The sequence below is a fragment of the Mesorhizobium sp. NZP2077 genome (genome assembly GCF_013170805.1).
Taxonomy (GTDB): domain Bacteria; phylum Pseudomonadota; class Alphaproteobacteria; order Rhizobiales; family Rhizobiaceae; genus Mesorhizobium.
The window spans coordinates 6,104,821-6,122,743 of the sequence record NZ_CP051293.1 but is presented as its reverse complement, the minus strand read 5'-3'; the positions used below and the strand labels follow the sequence as shown (position 1 = coordinate 6,122,743).

Genomic DNA, 17,923 nt, shown 5'->3' with positions numbered 1-17,923 from the left:
CCATGTTTGACCGGACAAACCTTCAGGTTCTGGCAAACCATGCCCGCGCGGCCGCCGAGAACATGGCCCACACGCTGCACCGCACCGCGCATTCCGCCTTCGTCAAGGAGACGCAGGACTTTACCGTGATGCTGATGGACCGTTCAGGCGCCACCTTCGCCGTGCCGATGGAACTCGGCGCCACCTGGTATCCCGGGCTTTCGTATCGCCGCGCGATTGCAATGGTGGACGACTATCGGCCGGGGGATGTTGCCTTCACCAACGATCCCTATTCCGGCTATGTCGCCACCCACGCGCCGGACACGCATCTGTGGAAGCCGGTCTTCGTCGACGGCGAGATCGTCGCCTGGACCGGAGGGCACATCCACAACACCGACATGGGTGGCGCCGTGCCGGCTTCGCTCAGCCGGGCGCTGACCGAAATCCACCAGGAAGGCATCCGCTTTCCTCCAATGAAGCTGGTGAGAGAGGGCGTCTTCGACGAGATGATCCTGCGGATCATGAGCACGAATGTGCGCAAGCCCGACCTCAATATCGGTGACATCAAGGCATTGGTCGGCGCGCTCAACACCGGCGAGCGCAAGATCCAGGCAATGGTGAGGAAGTTCGGCAAGGCCGGCTTCATCGAAGGCGTTGCCGCGCTTCTCGACCAGGCGGAAGCGCAGGCACGCGACGTGCTGCACTCCATGCCCGACGGCACATGGGAATTCTGCGACTATGCCGACGAGGATTCAGTCGAGGCCAATCCGTGCCGGCTGAAGCTGACGCTGACGATCAAGGGCGACGAGGCGGTGCTCGACTTCACCGGCTCCGATCCGCAGCTCGGCTCCTCGCTCAACGTGCCTTCCGGCGGCGACCCGCGACACACCATGCTGCTGGTTGGCGTCTACTACGTGCTCTACACCCTCAACCCGAAAATCCTGCTCAACACCGGTCTGACCCGGCCGTTTACCTGCATCGCACCCACGGGGTCCGTGCTGAACCCGGTACACCCCGCCGCCGTGGGCATGCGCTCGCTCACCTGCGCCCGGCTACGGTCGGTCATCTTTGGCGCCTTCTCGCAAGCGGTGCCGGAGCGCCTGCCATCAGCTCCGGCCGGCAACAACTGCATCGTCAATGTCATGACCACGGACGAGCGGACCTACCGGACCGTCATCACGGCGGTGAATCCCGTGGTCGGCGGCGGCGGCGCGATGCCGCATCGCGACGGGACCAACGGGTCTGGCGCGGATGCCGCCTACCTCAAGAACACGCCGATCGAGATCACCGAGACCGAGACCCCAGTCGAATTCCTGAAATACGGGCTCGCCAGGGACAGCGGCGGGGCGGGCCGTTGGCGCGGCGGCTTGGCGACCGAAATGGCCTTCCGCGTCTTTGCCCCCGACTCCAGGATCACGGCCCGCAACCGCGACCGCAGCTTCTTCCGTCCCTGGGGCGTGCTGGGCGGCAAGGCGGCAGGCCTGTCGGACATGATCGTCAATCCGGCGACCGAGCACGAGCGGCGGCTGGGCAACATCGACACCACTGTGCTGCAGCCCGGCGACGTGCTCGAGATCCGGTCCGCCGGAGGCGGCGGGCGCGGCGATCCGCATCAACGCGAACCCTGGCGGGTCGCGCAGGATGTGCGGCGCGGCTATGTCTCGCCGGCTGCGGCCGAACGCGACTATGGCGTCGTCATCCGCGGCGGCGAGATCGACGAGCAGGCAACGGGGCAACTGCGTGCGCGACAGGAGGCGGCCGCCGGCCATTTCCATTTCGGTCCGGAGCGCGACGGCTACGAAGCGCAGTGGACGCCGGCCGCCTATGACCGGCTCACTGCCATACTGGGGGACTTGCCGATCCACTGGCGGTTCTTCACCAAGACGGAGATCTTCCGCCGCATGAAGGGGCGCTCGGGGCCGGAGGGCGTTCAGGCGGCCTTCGATGCGGTCTGCGAACGCTTTCCCGAACTGCCTCGCCCTGGCCTGGTGCGAGAGGCGGCGGAATGATCACAGCCGGCCGCATCGTCCGGCTGGCCGAGTTCGACCGGGCGCAGCTGCATTTCTCTCTCGACGGGCAGATGTGCAGTGCATTGGCGGGCGATACCGTGCTGACCGCCATGCTGGCTTCAGGGCACGCGCTGCGAAAATCCGAGTTCGGAGCGGAGTCGCGCGCCGGGTTCTGCCTGATGGGAGCCTGCCAGGATTGCTGGATATGGCAGGACGAGGGACCGCGCATCCGTGCGTGCTCGGTCCCGATCACCGATGGCATGCGGTTGCGCACAATGGAGCCGGAGAGCTGGCCGTGAGCGAGACCTTGCCGCGGATCGTGATCGTCGGCGCTGGCCCAGCCGGCATAAAGGCTGCGGCCATGCTGGTCGAGGCCGGGCTTCACCCGGTGGTGATCGACGAAGGCCATCAAGCAGGCGGGCAGATCTATCGCCGCCCGCCTGCAGGGTTCACCCGCACCGCGAAGCAGCTCTACGGCTCGGAGGCGGCGAAAGCGGGCGCACTGCATGCGCTCTTCGATCGGCTGGCCAAAGAGGCGCGGCTCACCCATTGCGCCGGAAGCTCGGTCATTGCCGTGCATGAAGGTCGGCTGCATGTGCTGGGGGAGGGTGGCGTGCAGTCAGTCGGCTATGACCGCCTGATCCTCGCCACAGGCGCATCCGACCGTGTCGCTCCGGTCCCGGGCTGGCAGAACGCCGGCGTCTACAGCCTTGGCGCGGCGCAGATCGCGCTGAAGGCGCAGGGCGTGGCGCTGGGGCAGCGGATCGTCCTGATCGGATCGGGGCCTTTGCTGACGCTGGTCGGCGCCCAACTCGTCAAGGCTGGAGCGGATGTGGCGGCGGTGCTGGATACCTCTTCCTGGCGCCGGCAAATGCGGGGGCTCTGGGACCTTGCCGCCCGGCCGTTGGTCGCGCTGCGCGGCCTGGTCCTGCGGGCGAGGCTCGGCGGCCGCTACCATGCGGGCGTGACGCTTGAGCGGATCGAGGCCGACGGGAAGGGTGTCACGGCGATGTGTTGGCGCGACGCCGGCGGAAGGCAGCGCCTCACCCCATGCGACACGATCGGCATGGGCTGGCACCTGCGGGCGGAGACACATCTGGCCGACCTGGCGGGATGCGCCTTCACCTACGATGAGCAGTGGCGGCAATGGCTGCCAAGGACCGACCGGATGGGTCGCGCCGGCAACGGGGTCTATCTTGCGGGCGATGGAGTTCGCCTTCTGGGAGCGGATGGCGCGGAGATCGCGGGGCGTCTTGCCGCGGCGGCGTGCCTTGCCGATCTCGGATTGCCGACGTCTTCCCTGAGTGCCGATCTGCGCAAGCTCGCTCGGCTCGAACGCTTTGCCCGCGGTCTGGCTTGCACCTTTCCCTGGCCGGCCGCGATGGTGCGGGCACTCCCAGACGATGCGGTCGTCTGCCGCTGCGAGAACGTGACCGCCGGAGCCGTACGGCAGGGTGTGGATGTCGGCGGCGGCGAAGCCAACAGGGTGAAAGCGCTGTCGCGCACCGGAATGGGCCGCTGCCAAGGGCGTTATTGCCTATTGGCTGCCGTCGAACTTGTGGCGGCACAGACCGGCTGCACCTCCGGCGCTGTCGGCCGGTTCCGTGGGCAGGCCCCTGTCCGCCCGGCGCCTATCAGTGCTTTTCTCCGGCAAGGTTGATGGCGTTCCGGAGACCATATCTAGATGTCGAAATGTATCGCGCCTTAGAAATCGGCGACCTTCCCCCAGGCTGAAGCGTCGAAGCGCCTGGGATCATAGGATTGCGGATCGACGATTGGTTGCGACCCGGTCATCAGATCGGCGATGAGATGCCCGGCGCCGGGTCCGATGCCGAAGCCATGCCCCGAAAACCCGGCAGCCAGGAAGAAACCAGGAACGGTATTGATCTCGCCGATGGCAGGCACGCCGTCCGGCGTGCTGTCGATGTAGCCGGCCCAGGCCGCGCTGATCCTGGTCTGGCCCAGTGCCGGCAGCAGCTCGAGCGCCCGGGCGTGGGTCAGCCGGATGGTTGCCTGGTCCGGAACCGGATCGAGGATGCGCATCCGCTCCATCGGTGTCGGCTGGTCGAGCCGCCAGTGTCGCAGCGTTTCGTGGCCCGAGCGCATGCCCTGCAGGCCGCCCGGCGCGAGGCTGCGCCACCGCTTCAGGAACATCGGCAGGAACTGCGAGGAGAAGCGCAACTGCTGCGGCGTCACGTCCACGCGCCCGCGTCCACTTATGGCGAGCGTGTAGCCGCCGTCGCCGCGACGCGTGACCGAGATCCCTTTCGTGTGCAGCGCATCCGGCAGACCTTCCGCGCCTGGCGAGACGGACAGAATGGAGGAGCGGATCGACGCCTGCGGAAAACGGAAACCGAACTGCCGGCAAAAGGAGGAGGCCCAGGCGCCGCCGGCCAGCACCGCCACCTTGGTCCGGATCGTTCCGCTTTCGGTGACCACACCGCTCAGGCGCCCGCCTTCGGTCTCGATACCGCGCGCGGCGCAATGCTGGTGCACGGAGCCGCCGAGCTTGAGGATGGCGCGGGCGACCGCGGGTGCTGCCCGCGAAGGATCGGCGGTGCCGTCGGTCGGCGAGAAGACGCCGCCCTTCCAGGTCCGCCCCGTGGCGCGGCCCCGCTCGCTGGCCTCGGCGCCGTCGAGCATATGCGTGGTGACGCCGGCCGTTTTGGCGAAGTCACGCCAGCGCACCCAGCCGGCCAGTTCCGCCTCGTCATTGCTGAGATAGAGCAGGCCGCAGCGGCGAAAGCCGGTGTCTTCGCCAGTCTCTGCTGCAAAGCTGCCCCACAGGTCGATGCTCTTCGTTGCCATCGGCAACTCGCGCGCGTCGCGGTTCTGCTGGCGGCACCACCCCCAGTTCCTCGAGGACTGCTCGGCGCCGACACGTCCTTTTTCGACAAGCGCGACCTTCAGGCCGCGTCGTGCCAGGTAGTAGGCCGCGAAGATCCCGACGATGCCGCCGCCAATCACCACTGCGTCCGCGGTCTGTGGCAGTTCGCCGGATGTCTCGATTTTCTGTAGGGGTGCGCGCATGGTCTCTCTGCCTTGAAGCGCCAATTTAACGCGTTGCGCAGGCAGCCGCTGCCGCAGTTGCGGCCGAAGCAGAATTTTATTCCGGCAGCCCGTTCAAAATCGGGAGCCACTGCGTTTCAAAGCGCTGTCCGCTTGGATGGACAGGCCAACAGGCTGTGGTAGTGTCAATGTCTATGAGCAAGGCAGCATTTTGTGCTGCAGCGTGTTCTGCGGAGACGACCGTGAAACTGGATCGGATCGATATCAAGATTCTGTACGAGTTGCAGAAGAACGGCCGCATCACCAATGTGGAACTGGCTGATCTGGTGCACCTGTCGCCAAGCCCGTGCCTGATGCGGGTCAAGAGACTGCAATCGGAGGGCTACATCGAGGGCTATTCCGCGCAGATCAATATCGGCAAGCTCGGACAGACGCTGACCGTGTTCACCGAAATCACCTTGAAGAACCATCGCCAAGTCGACTTCGCCCGCTTTCTCGCCGTCGTCGAGAAGATCGACCAGGTCATCGAATGCCACCTGGTCTCGGGTGGCTACGACTATTTGATGAAATTCGTGACCGCCGGCATAGCCGAGTACCAGACGATCATGGAACGGCTGACCGACATGGATATCGGCATCGACAAGTATTTCAGCTTCGTCGTGCTGAAGTCGCCCATCGTCAAGGCGCACATGCCGCTGCCCAGCCTGTTTCCGAGGTAGCCAGCGGTGTAATCAGCGGTGGCCGTACTTGCTGACGAGCTCGGGGTCGCGGACGAGGCCATCGAGCCATGTCGGATCGAGCTTCGGCACGGAAGAGAACAGAAGCTTCGAATAGGGGTGGGTCGGCGCCTGCAGCCTGTCGGGCGTGATCTGCTCCACCCGCTGCCCATTATACATGACCATGATTTCGTCGCAGATCGCTTCGACGACGGAGAGGTCGTGGCTGATGAAAATGTAGGAAAGGCCCAGCTCGCGCTGCAGCTCCTTGAGCAGTTCGATCACGGCGGCCGCCACCACCGTGTCGAGCGCCGAGGTGATTTCGTCGCAGATGATCAGTTTGGGATCGGCCGCCAGCGCGCGCGCGAAGTTCACGCGTTGCTTCTGTCCGCCCGAAAGCTCGGACGGGCGACGGTAGCGCAGCGTCCTGGGCAGGCGAACCATGTCGAGCAGTTCGTCGACGCGCTTCGAGCGCGCCTGCCTGTCGAGCCCGTGATAGAAGGCCAGCGGCCGGGCAATGATGTCCTCCACCGGCTTGGCCGGATTGAGCGCGGTATCGGCATATTGGAACACGATCTGCATCTCGCGCAGCTGGTCCTGGCTGCGTTTCCCTGCGCTGCGCTCCAACTCCCTGCCGTCGAAGACGATGTCGCCGGCCGCCGCCGGATGGATGCCGGCGATGACGCGCGCCAGCGTCGATTTTCCGCAGCCAGATTCGCCGATGACGCCGAGATTGCGTCCCTTCTCGACGACCAGGCTGACGGAATCGACGGCGCGGATAAGCGGCAGTCCGTCGGCCCGCACCGAGCCATAGCCGGCCGTCACATTGTCGATGCGCAGCAACGGCTTCGTGCCGGCCTCCGCGTCCTCATGCGCTTGCCGCGGTTTCGGCTCGAAGGCGGCCAGCAGTTCGCGCGTATAGGGGTGCTGGGCAGCCGAAAGAATCTGAGCCGTGGTGCCGGTCTCCTGCACTTCGCCGCCTTTCAGCACCACGATGCGATCGGCGATCTGGGCAACGACCGCGAGATCGTGGGAAACGTAGACACCCGCTATCCCGCCGGCCCGCATGACCGACTTGAATGCCTTCAGCACGTCGATCTGCGTCGTCACGTCGAGTGCCGTGGTCGGCTCGTCGAAGATCATCAGCTTGGGATCGCCGATCAGCGCCATCGCCGCCGACAGCCGCTGCAATTGCCCGCCTGACACCTGGTGCGGATAACGCGCGCCGATCTCTTCCGGGTCCGGTAGCGACAAGGCCCTGAACAGCTCGACCGCGCGCTTTCGCGCCTGCTCGGTTGGCATCAGACCGTGGATGCGGGTGACCTCGATCACCTGCTCCATGATGGTGGACGACGGGTTGAACGAGGCGGCGGCACTTTGCGGGACATAGGCAATGTCGGTGCCGCGCAATTTGGCGCGTTGCTTTTCGGACAATGCGGCCATGTTCTTGCCGTTGACATTAATCTCGCCGCCGGTGATCCGGCAGCCAGGCCGCGCATAGCCCATCAGGGAGAGCGCGATCGTCGTCTTGCCGGAGCCGCTCTCGCCGATCAGGGCTACGATCTCGCCGTCGGCGATGTCGAGGCTGACGCCCTTGATGATTTCGACGACACGACCGGCGTCGGTCGTCGCCTCGATCCTCAGGTTCCTGACCTCGACGAGATTGGTCATGCGTCCCTGTCCCTGATCTTCTGCGGCAGGTTGTCGATCAGCAGGTTGACGCTGATGGTGAGGCTGGCGATCGCCAGCGACGGAATGATGACGGCGGGCGCCGCGAAGGGCAGGCCGCCAATGTTCTCGCGCACCAGCGCGCCCCAGTCGGCGAGTGGCGGCTGCAGGCCGAGCCCAAGGAAGGACAGGCCGGAGAGCAAGAGCACGATGAAGACGAAGCGCAGGCCGAAGTCGGCCAGTACCGGGCGCATGATGTTGGGCAGGATCTCTGACCCGATGAGATAGGCAGTGCTTTCGCCGCGGACGCGAGCGACGGTCATGAAGTCCATGCTGTTGATGTTGACGGCGAGCGCCCGCGCGAAACGGTAGGCGCCCGGTATGTAGATGACGGCGAGCGTCAGGATCAGCGCCGGGATCGACGAGCCGACCGCGGCGACGACCACAAGGCCGAACAGCTTGCTGGGGATGGAGTTCATGGCGTCGAGGAAGCGGCTGAGGCAGCTGTCGAGCCAGCCGCCGGTGACGGCCGCGATCATCCCCAGCACAACGCCCGAGAAGCAGGCGATGACGACGGCAGCGAGCGATATGCCGACGGTGTAGCGCGCCCCCATCAGCACCCGCGAGAGCATGTCGCGCCCCAGATAGTCCGAGCCGAGCCACAGTCCCTGACGCATCGGGCCGAAATAATCGTCGTCGACGATATCGCCGATCGAATGGGGAATGATGTAAGGCGCGAAGATGGCGATCAGCGTCCACGCCAGGATGACCAGCGCGGCCACGACGCCCACGAGATTGTAGCTGTGACCCAGCAAGGACCGTCGGGAAGCTGCCACGCGCGCCATCGTCACCTGAGCCTCGGGTTGGACATGATGGCGATGATGTCGGCGACGGTGATGAGCAAGAGATAGCCGAGGCAGAAGATCATCGCGCAGCTCTGGATCAGCGGCAGGTCGCGGGTCGCGACCGCATCGACCATCAACTTGGCGATGCCGGGATAGTTGAAGATCGTCTCCACGATGATGACGCCGCCGACCAGATAGGACAGCGACAGCGCAACCGCGTTGACGATTGGCCCGAGCGCGTTGGGAAGTGCGTGCTTGAGCACCATGCGGCCGCGTGAGGCGCCTTTGAGAAGCGCCATCTCGACATAGGGCGTGGAGAGCGTTTCGATCACCGCAGCGCGGGTCATGCGGATCATCTGGGCGGAGATGACGAAGGTGAGCGTGATCACCGGCATTGCATAGATGCGCACGAGGTCGGTCAGCGTATGCGCCTCGTTGACCGAGGACAGCGCCGGCAGCCATTTGAGATAGACGGCGAAAAGCAGGACCGCCAGCGTCGCGACCATGAATTCCGGCACCGAGATGACGCCGATCGCAAGAATGGTGACGGTGCGGTCGTAGAGGGAACCGCGCAACATGGCGGCGGTGATGCCGAGCGTCAGCGCCAGGGGGACCGAGAGCAGCGTGGTTATGCCGGCGAGCTCCATGGTGTTCACGAAGCGCCCGCCGATCAGCGCCGCGACCGGCATCTGATTGGCATAGGAAGTGCCGAGATCGCCGTGGAGCAGGCCGAGAAGCCAGCGCAGGAAGCGCAGGATTGCCGGATCGTTGAGATGCATGGCCTCGCGCAGGCCGGCGACGGCTTCGGGTGTAGCCGCCTGGCCGAGCAGGATCGACGCGGTGTCGCCGGGCAGCATGCTGGTGGCGAAAAACACGGCGAACAGGACGATCAGAAGCGTGACGACCGCGATCGCCAGCCGCTTCAGCACGAGGTTTAGAACCCCAGACGTCATGGAAGCGCTCCTGCGGGTTGCGGTCGGCCAAGCCATGTTGCGCAATAGGTGCCAGGGACCGGCTGTCCGGTCCCTGGCAGGCGCCTCTCAAGCTTCGAGCCAGAGATATTCCGCCATTGCGTAGCCCATCATGCCACCGAGCGGGTTCGCCTCCAAACCCTTCACCTTGCTGGAGAGGGCATCCACGTTGGAAATGTAGGCCGGGATGATGGTGCCGGCCTCCTCGGAGACCATGGTCTGCATCTGGCCGTAGATCTCCTTGCGCTTGGCCTGGTCGAGCGAGCCGCGCGCCTCGATCATCAGCTTGTCGAACTTCTCCGACTTGTACTGGCTTTCGTTCCAGGGCGCGTTGGAGGCGTAGAGGAGCGAGAACAGGATGTCCGGCGTCGGGCGTGGATTGATGTTGCCGAAATGGATCGGGGCCTTGAGCCAGTAATTGTCCCAATAGCCGTCGGACGGTACGCGCTGGACATCGAGCTTCATGCCGATATCGGCACCGGCGGCCTGGATGATCACCGCCATGTCGATCGACGAGGTCGCGGCGTCGGAGGCGATCACCGGGATGGACTGGCCGAGCAGGCCCGACTTCTGGAAGTGGAACTTCGCCTTGTCCGGGTCGAAGGCCTTCGGCTTTAGGTCGGCATTGTGGAAGATGTTCGCCGGCGAGACGGGCTGGTCGTTGCCGACTTCGCCAAGGCCGCGCAATGCCGATTTGACGATCTGCTCGCGGTTGACGAGATATTTCATGCCGGTCACGAAGTCGGCCTTGTTGCCCGGATCCATGTCGAGCCGAATGTTGAGGTCGGTGTAGTTGCCCGAGGTCGTCTTCGACAATTCGAAGCCCTGCTGGCCGCCAATGAGCTTCATCGCGCGCGGATTGATCGAGGCGGCGAAGTTGATGTCACCGGAAAGCAGGGCGTTGACGCGGGCGCTGTCGTCGCTGATGGCGATGAATTCGAAGGAGTCGAGGTAGGGCTTGCCTGATTTCCAGTAGTTCTTGTTCTTGGTGACGACCGACCGCACGCCCGGTTCGAACGTCTGCAGCACGAAGGCGCCGGTGCCGTTGCCCTTGGAGAAGTCGGTGGTGCCGTCGGCCACGATCATGAAGTGGTGCAGCGCAAGGATGGTCGGCAGGTCCGCATTCGGATCGGCAAGCGTGATTTCGACGGTCGATTTGTCGACCGCCTTGAAGCCGGTCATCTGCGCGGCGATCTTGGCGACCTTGGAACCGACCGCCGGATCGAGATGGCGCTTCATCGAGAAGACGACGTCGTCGGCGGTGAAGGCCTTGCCGTCGTGGAAGGTGACGCCCTTGCGCAGCTTCACCGTCCAGGTCTTGGCGTCCTTGCTGTCGAAGCTTTCAGCCAGCTCCATCTGCGTGACGCCGTCCTTGTCGAGGAACGTCAGGCGGTTGTAGAGCGAGCAGCAGCGGACATAGTCGGTCGACAGCGACGCCTTTGCCGGATCGAGCGTGTCGGCGGTCGAGGACGACCAGCCTGCCGCCTTGAAGGTTCCGCCGGAAACCGGCGTGGCGGCGACGGCATTGGTGGCGCGGCCAAGCACCATGCTGCCCGCGGCAACCGCGGCGCCGCCGGCCAGCAGCATCTTGAGGAGTTCGCGGCGGCTCGCGCCCCGCCGAATGGCATTTTCGACCATGGCATTGTCTGCGCTGGTCCAGTTCGTGATCTTGTCGGTCATATCATTCCCCTTTCTGTTGGTTTTCCGGGTTGCTCGTCTTGACGCGGCTTTCCGGGCTTGGGCTCAGGTTCGTTCCTTCAGGCTTTCCCGCACGGCCGACGCCAACGCGGCCATTGAGGTGAAGTGGTAGTCCGGCACGGTGAAGCGCTCCGGCTCGATCGTGCCGCCATAGCCCTGCTGGGCATGCCGGCGCTCGATCCAGCAGTTGGTCAGGCCAAGCGCCCGGGATATGCCGATATCGTGATACTGGCTTTGCGCGACGTGCAGGATGTCATCCTTGCTGTCGCCCCTTGAGGCCACGAAATCGAAGACCTTCTGGAAAAAGGCCGGGTCCGGTTTTTCCGTTCCGGTATCGTCGGCCGTGAAGGTGGCGAAGAAGGGCGATCCGAGTTGCTTCTCGAAATGATCAAGCGCCCAGCTCCGGGCATTGGTCATGGCGATCAGCCTGTGCGATTTCGCAAGCTCGGCCAATGCCGCGGCGCTGTCAGGAAAGCCTTTCCAGAGGCTGGCCGAATGCCGCAGGCGCACGCCGTATTTCTCTTCGACCGGCAGGCCGAGCCGCGGCGCGATGACTGTGTAGACACGTACGAGATCGTCGGGGAACAGGCCTGCATCGGGCATGTATCGAGCTTGCCGGTAAAGGGCCAGCGCCTCCTCGCCATCGAGCGAAACGCCGGCCTCGGCGGCGATTCCCGCCAGGCAAGCCGTGATGCCGCCTTCGAAGTCGATCAGCGTGCCGACGACATCAAAGGTCATGTATTTGAATTCGCTAAAGCCCCTGGCCAAAATTTAGCTCTCCTCTGCGCAGGGCCGAATTACACCGTACTGAACAGAACAAAATTTCGTGCTGTCCGGGGCGCTGGCCTTTTTCAAAAACCCGGAAACTTGGGCTTTCTGGCCTTGTCTTATATGCAGTCTGGCACTTCCCCCGCGCTGGATTCGCCGAAAAGGCACGAGGGCGCGGCACAAAATTGCGAAATCGTCTGCCCCGGCGCTATTTCGAAACACAGGGTATTCGTCTGGTGTCATGCCAGAGCCTGGCGGACATCGGGATCGTCCAGTGTCTGGTCGAGCGTCCGCCGCGTGCGCTCGATGATCGCGTCGATGTCGCTGTCGGTGCAACAGAGCGGCGGTGCATAGCCGATAACCCCATGCGCAAAGGCACGGATGATCAGACCGTTGTCCCACGCCCTGTCGAAGACACGCCGCGCCGGCATGGCTGACGCTGGAAGCGGTGTTTTCTTCCGTTTGTCGACCACCAGTTCGATCGCGGCAAGCATGCCGCGGCCGCGCACGTCGCCGACCAGCGGGTGGTCCCTCAGGCCCTCCAAGCCCGCCATCAGGCGGGCGCCGGCCTTGATGCCGTTCTCCAGCAGACCGTCTTCGTAGAGCCTCAACACTTCGAGCGCGACGGCGGCGCTGACGGGATGGGCGGAATAGGTGTAGCCATGGCCGACCGCCGAAGCGCCCGCGCCATCGGCGATGACGTCGTAGACATGATCGGCCATGAACACGGCGCCCATGGGAACATAGCCCGAGGTCAGCCCCTTCGCGGTCGTCATGAAATCGGGAACGATGTCCTCGTCCGTGCAGGCGAACAAGGGTCCCGTGCGGCCGAAGCCGGTAATCACTTCGTCGGCGATGAACAGGATGCCGTACTCCCGGCAGAGCTCGCGCATCGCCTTGATCCAGCCCTTCGGCGGAACAATGACGCCGCCGGAGCCCTGGATCGGCTCGGCATAGAAGGCAGCGACCCGCTCCGGCCCGATCGCCTCGATCTTGGCCTTCAGCGCGGCGAGCGATGCGGCGATGATTGCGTTGCCGTCCTCGCCGACCGGGTTGCGATAGGGATAGGGCGAGGGGATCTTGTGCTGCCATTCGAAGGGAATGCCAAAACCGGCGTGAAAGGCGGGCAGGGCGGTCAGGCCCGCGCCGACCACCGACGACCCGTGATAGCCCTGCTCGATGGAAATGAATTGGTCGCGTTGCGGCTCGCCCCTGGCATTCCAGTAGTAGCGGACGAAACGGATTGTGCTGTCGACCGCGTCCGACCCGCCGAGCGTAAAATAGACGTGATTGAGATCCCCGGGCGCCCGCTCGGCCAGTTCCGAGGCGAGCCGGATGGCCGGCTCCGAGCCGAGGTCGAAATAGGCAGTGGCATAGGGAAGTTCGCGCATCTGCCTGGCCGCCGCCTCGACGATGCTGTCATGGCCGTAGCCGGCGTTGACGCACCATAGCCCGGCGAAACCATCGACGAGTTGCCGGCCGGACGCATCGGTCACGGTCGCGCCCTTCGCCGATTTCAAGACGCGCACGCCGAGCGCCTCGTGGCCGCGGTATGAAGAGACCGGGTGGATGAGATGGGCGCGATCGAGTTCTATCAGGGAATTGGCAAGCATTGTTGTCCTCCGGACTAGCCCAGCGCCTGGTTGGCGAGGGCGTAAACTTTCGGTCTGGCCTGTTCCATGCTCGTCTTGGGTGGACGGTCCATGGCCACGCCGCCGCCGACATGGGCGAGGCCGATGTCCTCGAGCCAGCCGGCGATGCCGCTCCCGCTGCCGGTATCGACGCGCAGGAAGGCGCCGGGACGCGGCGCGGCAAAGAAGCCGATCAGAGCCTTCGCCTCGTTGGCGCTTCCCGCGATGACCGGACCGATCACCTCGCCGCGCCCGAACGGGCGGATCGCGGCATAGGCCTCGATGGCGCCGTTGCGGCGGATGACCGCGAACTGGCCGCGCTCCGCCAGCGCATCGATCAGGGCTTCGCGGTCGGCGCCATAGGCGTCGCGGTCCAGCGCCTTGATTTCCAGGAGATCGGCGGTGCCCGCGGCGTCCACCCCGTCGGGCGCACCAAGCTTGGCGACGTTGCCCTGATGTTGCCGGATCGTTCCGGACGGCACGAAGCCGAGCTTTTCATAGAGAGGCATGCCGTCCGCCGTCGCGACGAGCCGCAGCGGACGGTTTCCGGCCAAGGCGAACGCCTGATCCATCAGCCGGCGCCCAAGCCCTTTGCCCCGCACGTTCCTGTCGACGATCACCATGTTGATCATGGCGCAATCCGCGCCGTAGGGCGTGACCAGGATGGTCCCGGTGACGCGGCCCTGGTCGTCGAGCGCGACCGCACCGTTCGAGAGCTGCAGCGCCATCTGCCAGTCCTGCGGGCGATGTGGCCAATTCTCCTGGCGAGACAGCGCCACCGCGCCCTCGATATGGTCCGGCCCGAAGGCCTGGAATTCGATCTCGCCCTGCTGCATGAGGCATCCTTCCGTCTAGTGCCCAAGTCTCGGCCATCGGCGCGCCGCAGATCATCTGAAGGCATTGGCTTCGGCGGTATCTTTCGCCGTAGCGCAAGCGGTGCGCCGCATCTTGTGCTGGCATCGTCCGCGGCGGATGCGTTTCACGCCGATAGCGGCGCCGCGATCGGCACATCGAATGCTACAGCGTGCCAAACCGGATGGCGGATACGGAACTTTCTGCTTTCAGGAAGGCGATTTCGGTCAGGTGGGTCGCTGCCTGCCGTCCTATGATGAAAAACATCCCACGCGGATGTGCTTTCCACCGGAGATCGACGGACATGGCTTCTTTCAGGCCCAAATACATCACCTTCGACTGCTACGGCACGTTGACCTTTTTTCAGATGGCGGAAGCTGCGCGCGATCTCTATGGCAGCCAGCTCGACGAGCCGCGCATGCAGGAGTTCATCAAGAACTTCGCGGCCTATCGACTTGACGAGATCATGGGCGACTGGAAGCCCTATGCCGACGTCGTCCACAATGCGCTCGAGCGCACCTGCAAGCGCAATGGTGTCGCCTTCAGCGCCGACGACGCCAGGATGGTCTACGAGCGTGTCCCGACCTGGGGTCCCCACGCCGACGTTCCGGCCGGCCTGGCGAAGGTCGCTAAGGAAATTCCGCTGGTCATCCTGTCCAACGCCATGAACGCGCAGATCATCTCCAATGTCGAGAAGCTCGGCGCGCCATTCCATGCCGTCTACACGGCTGAGCAGGCGCAGGCCTACAAGCCCCGTTTCAAGGCCTTCGAATACATGTTCGACAGGCTGGGCTGCGGCCCGGAGGACGTTCTTCACTGCTCGTCTTCTTTCCGCTACGACCTGATGTCGGCACATGATCTCGGCATCAAGAACAAGGTCTGGGTCAATCGCGGCCACGAACCGGCCAACCCGTACTACGGCTATGTCGAAATATCGGACATTTCGGGCCTTCCAGGCGTGGTCGGTCTTTAGAAATAGGCGGATTGCCAATGAAGTTCGTCTCCTACTGGCACGACACGGCCCCGGTCTTTTCCGGCGCGGCGCAAGGCCCGGTCGAGGGGCACTACGATGCCGCCGTCATCGGCGGCGGCTTCACGGGTCTCGCCGCCGCGCGCCAGCTGGCGAAGGCAGGTGCGAAAGTGGTCGTGCTGGAGGCGGAACGTGTGGGCTGGGGCGCATCCGGCCGCAATGGCGGGCACCTCAACAACGGCCTCGCCCACGGCTATCTCGCCGCCAAGGCGGAGCTCGGCAAGGACCGCGCCATCGCCCTCTACCGGGCGCTGGACGATTCCGTCGACACCATCGAGGCGCTGGTCGCGGAGGAAGGCATCGACTGCAACTTCCGCCGCGCCGGCAAGCTGAAGCTCGCCTCCAAGCCGCAGCATTTTGATGCGATCGCCCGCAACTTCGAAGCCCTCCATGCCGAGGTGGATCCGGACACGGCGCTGTTGTCGGCTTCCGATCTCAAATCCGAGATCGGCTCGCCCTTCCACGGCGCGATGCTGTCGAAGAAGAGCGCCATGATGCATATGGGCCGCTATGTGGCGGGTCTCGCCGCTGCAGCCGCCCGCCACGGCGCCGTCGTCCACGAGAACGCGGCGGTCACCGACCGCAAGCAGACCGGCGGCAGGCACGCGCTGACCACCTCGCGTGGCAGGATTAGCGCCGACAATGTGTTGGTGGCGACCGGCGCCTACACCACGCCCGACTTCGGCTACTTCCGCCGCCGGATCATCTCGGTCGGCAGCTTCATCATCGCCACGCGGCCTTTGAGCGACGCCGAAATCGCGGCGACCATGCCGGGCAACCGGACATGCGTGACCTCAATGAACATCGGCAACTACTTCCGGCTGTCGCCTGACAGGCGGCTGATCTTCGGCGGCCGCGCACGCTTTTCGGCGACATCGGACCAGCGCTCCGACGCCAGGAGCGGAGAGATATTGCGGGCAGGCCTTGCCGCGATCTTTCCGCAACTCGCCAAGGTCGAGATCGACTATTGCTGGGGCGGGCTGGTCGACATGACCAAGGACCGCTTCCCACGCGCCGGTTACCATGACGGTGTCTGGTTCGCGATGGGCTATTCCGGCCACGGCGCGCAGCTTTCCACCCATCTCGGCATGATCCTGGCCGATGCCATGCTCGGCCGCGAGGACCGCAATCCGCTGAAGGGGCTCGAGTGGCCGTCCATTCCCGGTTACTCCGGCAAGCCCTGGTTCCTGCCGATGGTCGGCCTCTACTACAAGGCGCTCGATCGGGTGAGGTAGGCAGTAGGGCGGTGTCTCCCAATTCCCTACTGCCTATTACCTACTGCCTATTCCCATGTGGAACGTTTTCATCTCGAGATATTCCTCTATGCCGGCCTGCGCGCCCTCTCGCCCGAGGCCGGACAGCTTGACGCCGCCGAAGGGGGCGACCTCGATCGAGACCGAGCCGGTGTTCAAGCCCACCATGCCGAACTCCAGCGCCTCGCCGACGCGCCAGGCGCGTCTCAGGTTTTCGGTGTAGAAGTAGGAAGCAAGCCCGTAAGGCGTGCCATTGGCCAGCGCGATCGCTTCCTCTTCCGTCTCGAAACGGAAAAGCGGCGCGACCGGGCCGAACGTTTCCTCATCGGCAAGCTGCATCTCTTTTGTAGCGCCGGTCAGCACCAGCGGCGCGACATACTGAGGACCGTCGGGCAAACCCGGCTTCTCGGTGATGATCGCGGCACCCTTGGCAAGCGCGTCCTCGACATGGCGGTTTATCTTTTCGACCGCCGCCATGTTGATCATCGGGCCGATGGCGACGCCGGGCTGTGTGCCGGGTCCCACCGTCATGGCGTTGACGCGGGCGGAAAGCTTCGCAGCGAAGGTTTCGTAGACACCGGCCTGGACGAGGATGCGATTGGCGCAGACGCAGGTCTGGCCGCCATTGCGGAACTTGGAGACCAGCGCACCCTCGATGGCGAGATCGAGATCGGCGTCGTCGAAGACGATGAAGGGGGCATTGCCGCCGAGTTCGAGGCTCAGCCGCTTCACGCTGTCGGCCGCGCCGCGCATTAGCAGCGAGCCGACCCGCGTCGAGCCGGTGAAGGAGATCTTGCGAACGGCCTCGTTCGCCATGATCTCGTTGCCGATCTCCGTGGGCATGCCGGTGACGATGTTGATGACGCCGGCGGGGATGCCGGCGCGTTCGGCAAGCACGCCCAGCGCCAGCGCCGAATAGGGCGTGAACTCGGATGGCTTGATCACAACCGTGCAGCCGGCGGCCAATGCCGGCGCGACCTTGCGGGTGATCATCGCGTTGGGGAAGTTCCACGGCGTGATGATGCCGCATACCCCGACCGGCTCCTTCAAAACGACAATACGGCGGTCAGGCGTGGGCGAGGGGATGGTGTGGCCGTTGATGCGGCGTGCCTCCTCGGCAAACCATTTGACGAAGGAAGCGCCGTAGCGAATTTCGCCCCTGGCCTCGTCCAGCGGCTTGCCCTGTTCGGTCGTCAGGATCAGCGCGAGATCGTCCAGATGCGCCAGCATCAGGCCATGCCATGCCTCTAGGAGGCCGGCGCGCTCGGCGTTGGTTTTCTTCTTCCAGTCGCCATAGGCGGACGCGGCGGCGTCTATGGCCGCACGGGTCTCCGAACCAGCCATGTCGGGCACCGAGCCGATGGCAGCCTGCGTCGCCGGATCGACGACGTCGACTGTCCTACCGGAGCCGGCGGCGACCCATTCACCGCCGATCAGGCCGGCTTCGCGGAAGAGTTTTTTGTCTTTCAGGTTTTTCATCGAAAACGACCTTGC

Annotated in this window: 16 protein-coding genes; 6 read left to right on the top strand and 10 right to left on the bottom strand. The window is 64.6% G+C overall.

Annotated elements, in window-relative coordinates:
* Positions 1–2 precede the first annotated feature (2 nt).
* The 3 genes from HGP13_RS30360 to HGP13_RS30350 are packed head-to-tail and all read left to right on the top strand — an operon-like array spanning position 3 to position 3,648.
* A complete protein-coding gene (locus HGP13_RS30360) occupies positions 3–1,988 on the top strand; it encodes a hydantoinase B/oxoprolinase family protein (protein WP_172232788.1) in 1,986 nt (661 codons plus the stop codon).
* Positions 1,985–2,287 (top strand): (2Fe-2S)-binding protein, encoded by a 303-nt coding sequence (locus HGP13_RS30355; protein WP_172232785.1) that lies wholly within the window; start codon positions 1,985–1,987, stop codon positions 2,285–2,287. The genes HGP13_RS30360 and HGP13_RS30355 overlap by 4 nt, the downstream gene beginning before the upstream one ends.
* Entirely contained in the window at positions 2,284–3,648 is a 1,365-nt protein-coding gene (locus HGP13_RS30350; protein WP_246707164.1) for an FAD/NAD(P)-binding oxidoreductase, read from the top strand. The genes HGP13_RS30355 and HGP13_RS30350 overlap by 4 nt, the downstream gene beginning before the upstream one ends.
* 44 nt (positions 3,649–3,692) lie before the next feature.
* Here HGP13_RS30350 and HGP13_RS30345 read toward each other — a convergent pair whose 3' ends face one another.
* Positions 3,693–5,018 (bottom strand): FAD-binding oxidoreductase, encoded by a 1,326-nt coding sequence (locus HGP13_RS30345; RefSeq protein ID WP_172232779.1) that lies wholly within the window; start codon positions 5,016–5,018, stop codon positions 3,693–3,695.
* Between the two features lie 221 nt (positions 5,019–5,239).
* On the opposite strand from HGP13_RS30345, the gene HGP13_RS30340 reads away from it, so the two are divergent.
* Positions 5,240–5,716: an Lrp/AsnC family transcriptional regulator gene (locus HGP13_RS30340; RefSeq protein WP_127327820.1), complete on the top strand. Its 477-nt coding sequence runs from the start codon at positions 5,240–5,242 to the stop codon at positions 5,714–5,716.
* Positions 5,717–5,728: 12 nt separating this feature from the next.
* Here the strand turns inward: HGP13_RS30340 and HGP13_RS30335 are convergent, their stop codons facing one another.
* The 8 genes from HGP13_RS30335 to HGP13_RS30300 all read right to left on the bottom strand — a co-directional run bounded on the left by HGP13_RS30335 (position 5,729) and on the right by HGP13_RS30300 (position 14,452).
* Positions 5,729–7,384, bottom strand: a complete 1,656-nt coding sequence (locus HGP13_RS30335) for an ABC transporter ATP-binding protein (protein ID WP_172232776.1) — start codon at positions 7,382–7,384, stop codon at positions 5,729–5,731.
* Entirely contained in the window at positions 7,381–8,226 is an 846-nt protein-coding gene (locus HGP13_RS30330) for an ABC transporter permease (protein ID WP_172232773.1), read from the bottom strand. The genes HGP13_RS30335 and HGP13_RS30330 overlap by 4 nt, the downstream gene beginning before the upstream one ends.
* 2 nt (positions 8,227–8,228) lie before the next feature.
* Positions 8,229–9,179, bottom strand: a complete 951-nt coding sequence (locus HGP13_RS30325; RefSeq protein ID WP_172232770.1) for an ABC transporter permease — start codon at positions 9,177–9,179, stop codon at positions 8,229–8,231.
* 87 nt (positions 9,180–9,266) lie between these two features.
* Positions 9,267–10,877, bottom strand: a complete 1,611-nt coding sequence (locus tag HGP13_RS30320) for an ABC transporter substrate-binding protein (protein ID WP_172232767.1) — start codon at positions 10,875–10,877, stop codon at positions 9,267–9,269.
* Positions 10,878–10,940: 63 nt separating this feature from the next.
* Positions 10,941–11,663, bottom strand: coding sequence for an HAD-IA family hydrolase (locus HGP13_RS30315; protein ID WP_172232764.1), 723 nt, complete (start codon positions 11,661–11,663; stop codon positions 10,941–10,943).
* A gap of 239 nt (positions 11,664–11,902) precedes the next feature.
* Positions 11,903–13,276 (bottom strand): aspartate aminotransferase family protein, encoded by a 1,374-nt coding sequence (locus HGP13_RS30310; protein WP_172232761.1) that lies wholly within the window; start codon positions 13,274–13,276, stop codon positions 11,903–11,905.
* Between the two features lie 14 nt (positions 13,277–13,290).
* Positions 13,291–14,130: a GNAT family N-acetyltransferase gene (locus tag HGP13_RS30305; protein WP_172232758.1), complete on the bottom strand. Its 840-nt coding sequence runs from the start codon at positions 14,128–14,130 to the stop codon at positions 13,291–13,293.
* Positions 14,131–14,311: 181 nt separating this feature from the next.
* The gene (locus HGP13_RS30300) at positions 14,312–14,452 is read right to left on the bottom strand and encodes a hypothetical protein (RefSeq protein ID WP_172219765.1); all 141 of its coding nucleotides are present in this window, start codon (positions 14,450–14,452) and stop codon (positions 14,312–14,314) included.
* Between HGP13_RS30300 and HGP13_RS30295 the strand changes: the two genes are divergently transcribed.
* Positions 14,451–15,119 carry a haloacid dehalogenase type II gene (locus HGP13_RS30295; protein ID WP_172232754.1) on the top strand — a complete coding sequence of 223 codons (669 nt, stop codon included), beginning with the start codon at positions 14,451–14,453 and terminating at the stop codon, positions 15,117–15,119. The two genes, HGP13_RS30300 and HGP13_RS30295, sit on opposite strands and share 2 nt — an antisense overlap.
* Positions 15,120–15,136: 17 nt before the next feature.
* A complete protein-coding gene (locus tag HGP13_RS30290) occupies positions 15,137–16,411 on the top strand; it encodes an FAD-binding oxidoreductase (protein WP_172232751.1) in 1,275 nt (424 codons plus the stop codon).
* A gap of 36 nt (positions 16,412–16,447) precedes the next feature.
* Here the strand turns inward: HGP13_RS30290 and HGP13_RS30285 are convergent, their stop codons facing one another.
* Positions 16,448–17,908 (bottom strand): NAD-dependent succinate-semialdehyde dehydrogenase, encoded by a 1,461-nt coding sequence (locus tag HGP13_RS30285; RefSeq protein ID WP_172232749.1) that lies wholly within the window; start codon positions 17,906–17,908, stop codon positions 16,448–16,450.
* Positions 17,909–17,923 lie beyond the last annotated feature (15 nt).

What these genes read in the sequence shown, in the direction of transcription:
- HGP13_RS30360 (WP_172232788.1), top strand. Translation starts at nt 3, where the DNA reads ATGTTTGACCGGACAAACCTTCAGGTTCTGGCAAACCATGCCCGCGCG.
- HGP13_RS30355 (WP_172232785.1), top strand. Translation starts at nt 1,985, where the DNA reads ATGATCACAGCCGGCCGCATCGTCCGGCTGGCCGAGTTCGACCGGGCG.
- HGP13_RS30345 (WP_172232779.1), bottom strand. Translation starts at nt 5,018, where the DNA reads ATGCGCGCACCCCTACAGAAAATCGAGACATCCGGCGAACTGCCACAG.
- HGP13_RS30335 (WP_172232776.1), bottom strand. Translation starts at nt 7,384, where the DNA reads ATGACCAATCTCGTCGAGGTCAGGAACCTGAGGATCGAGGCGACGACC.
- HGP13_RS30330 (WP_172232773.1), bottom strand. Translation starts at nt 8,226, where the DNA reads ATGGCGCGCGTGGCAGCTTCCCGACGGTCCTTGCTGGGTCACAGCTAC.
- HGP13_RS30325 (WP_172232770.1), bottom strand. Translation starts at nt 9,179, where the DNA reads ATGACGTCTGGGGTTCTAAACCTCGTGCTGAAGCGGCTGGCGATCGCG.
- HGP13_RS30320 (WP_172232767.1), bottom strand. Translation starts at nt 10,877, where the DNA reads ATGACCGACAAGATCACGAACTGGACCAGCGCAGACAATGCCATGGTC.
- HGP13_RS30310 (WP_172232761.1), bottom strand. Translation starts at nt 13,276, where the DNA reads ATGCTTGCCAATTCCCTGATAGAACTCGATCGCGCCCATCTCATCCAC.
- HGP13_RS30305 (WP_172232758.1), bottom strand. Translation starts at nt 14,130, where the DNA reads ATGCAGCAGGGCGAGATCGAATTCCAGGCCTTCGGGCCGGACCATATC.
- HGP13_RS30295 (WP_172232754.1), top strand. Translation starts at nt 14,451, where the DNA reads ATGGCTTCTTTCAGGCCCAAATACATCACCTTCGACTGCTACGGCACG.
- HGP13_RS30300 (WP_172219765.1), bottom strand. Translation starts at nt 14,452, where the DNA reads ATGTCCGTCGATCTCCGGTGGAAAGCACATCCGCGTGGGATGTTTTTC.
- HGP13_RS30290 (WP_172232751.1), top strand. Translation starts at nt 15,137, where the DNA reads ATGAAGTTCGTCTCCTACTGGCACGACACGGCCCCGGTCTTTTCCGGC.
- HGP13_RS30285 (WP_172232749.1), bottom strand. Translation starts at nt 17,908, where the DNA reads ATGAAAAACCTGAAAGACAAAAAACTCTTCCGCGAAGCCGGCCTGATC.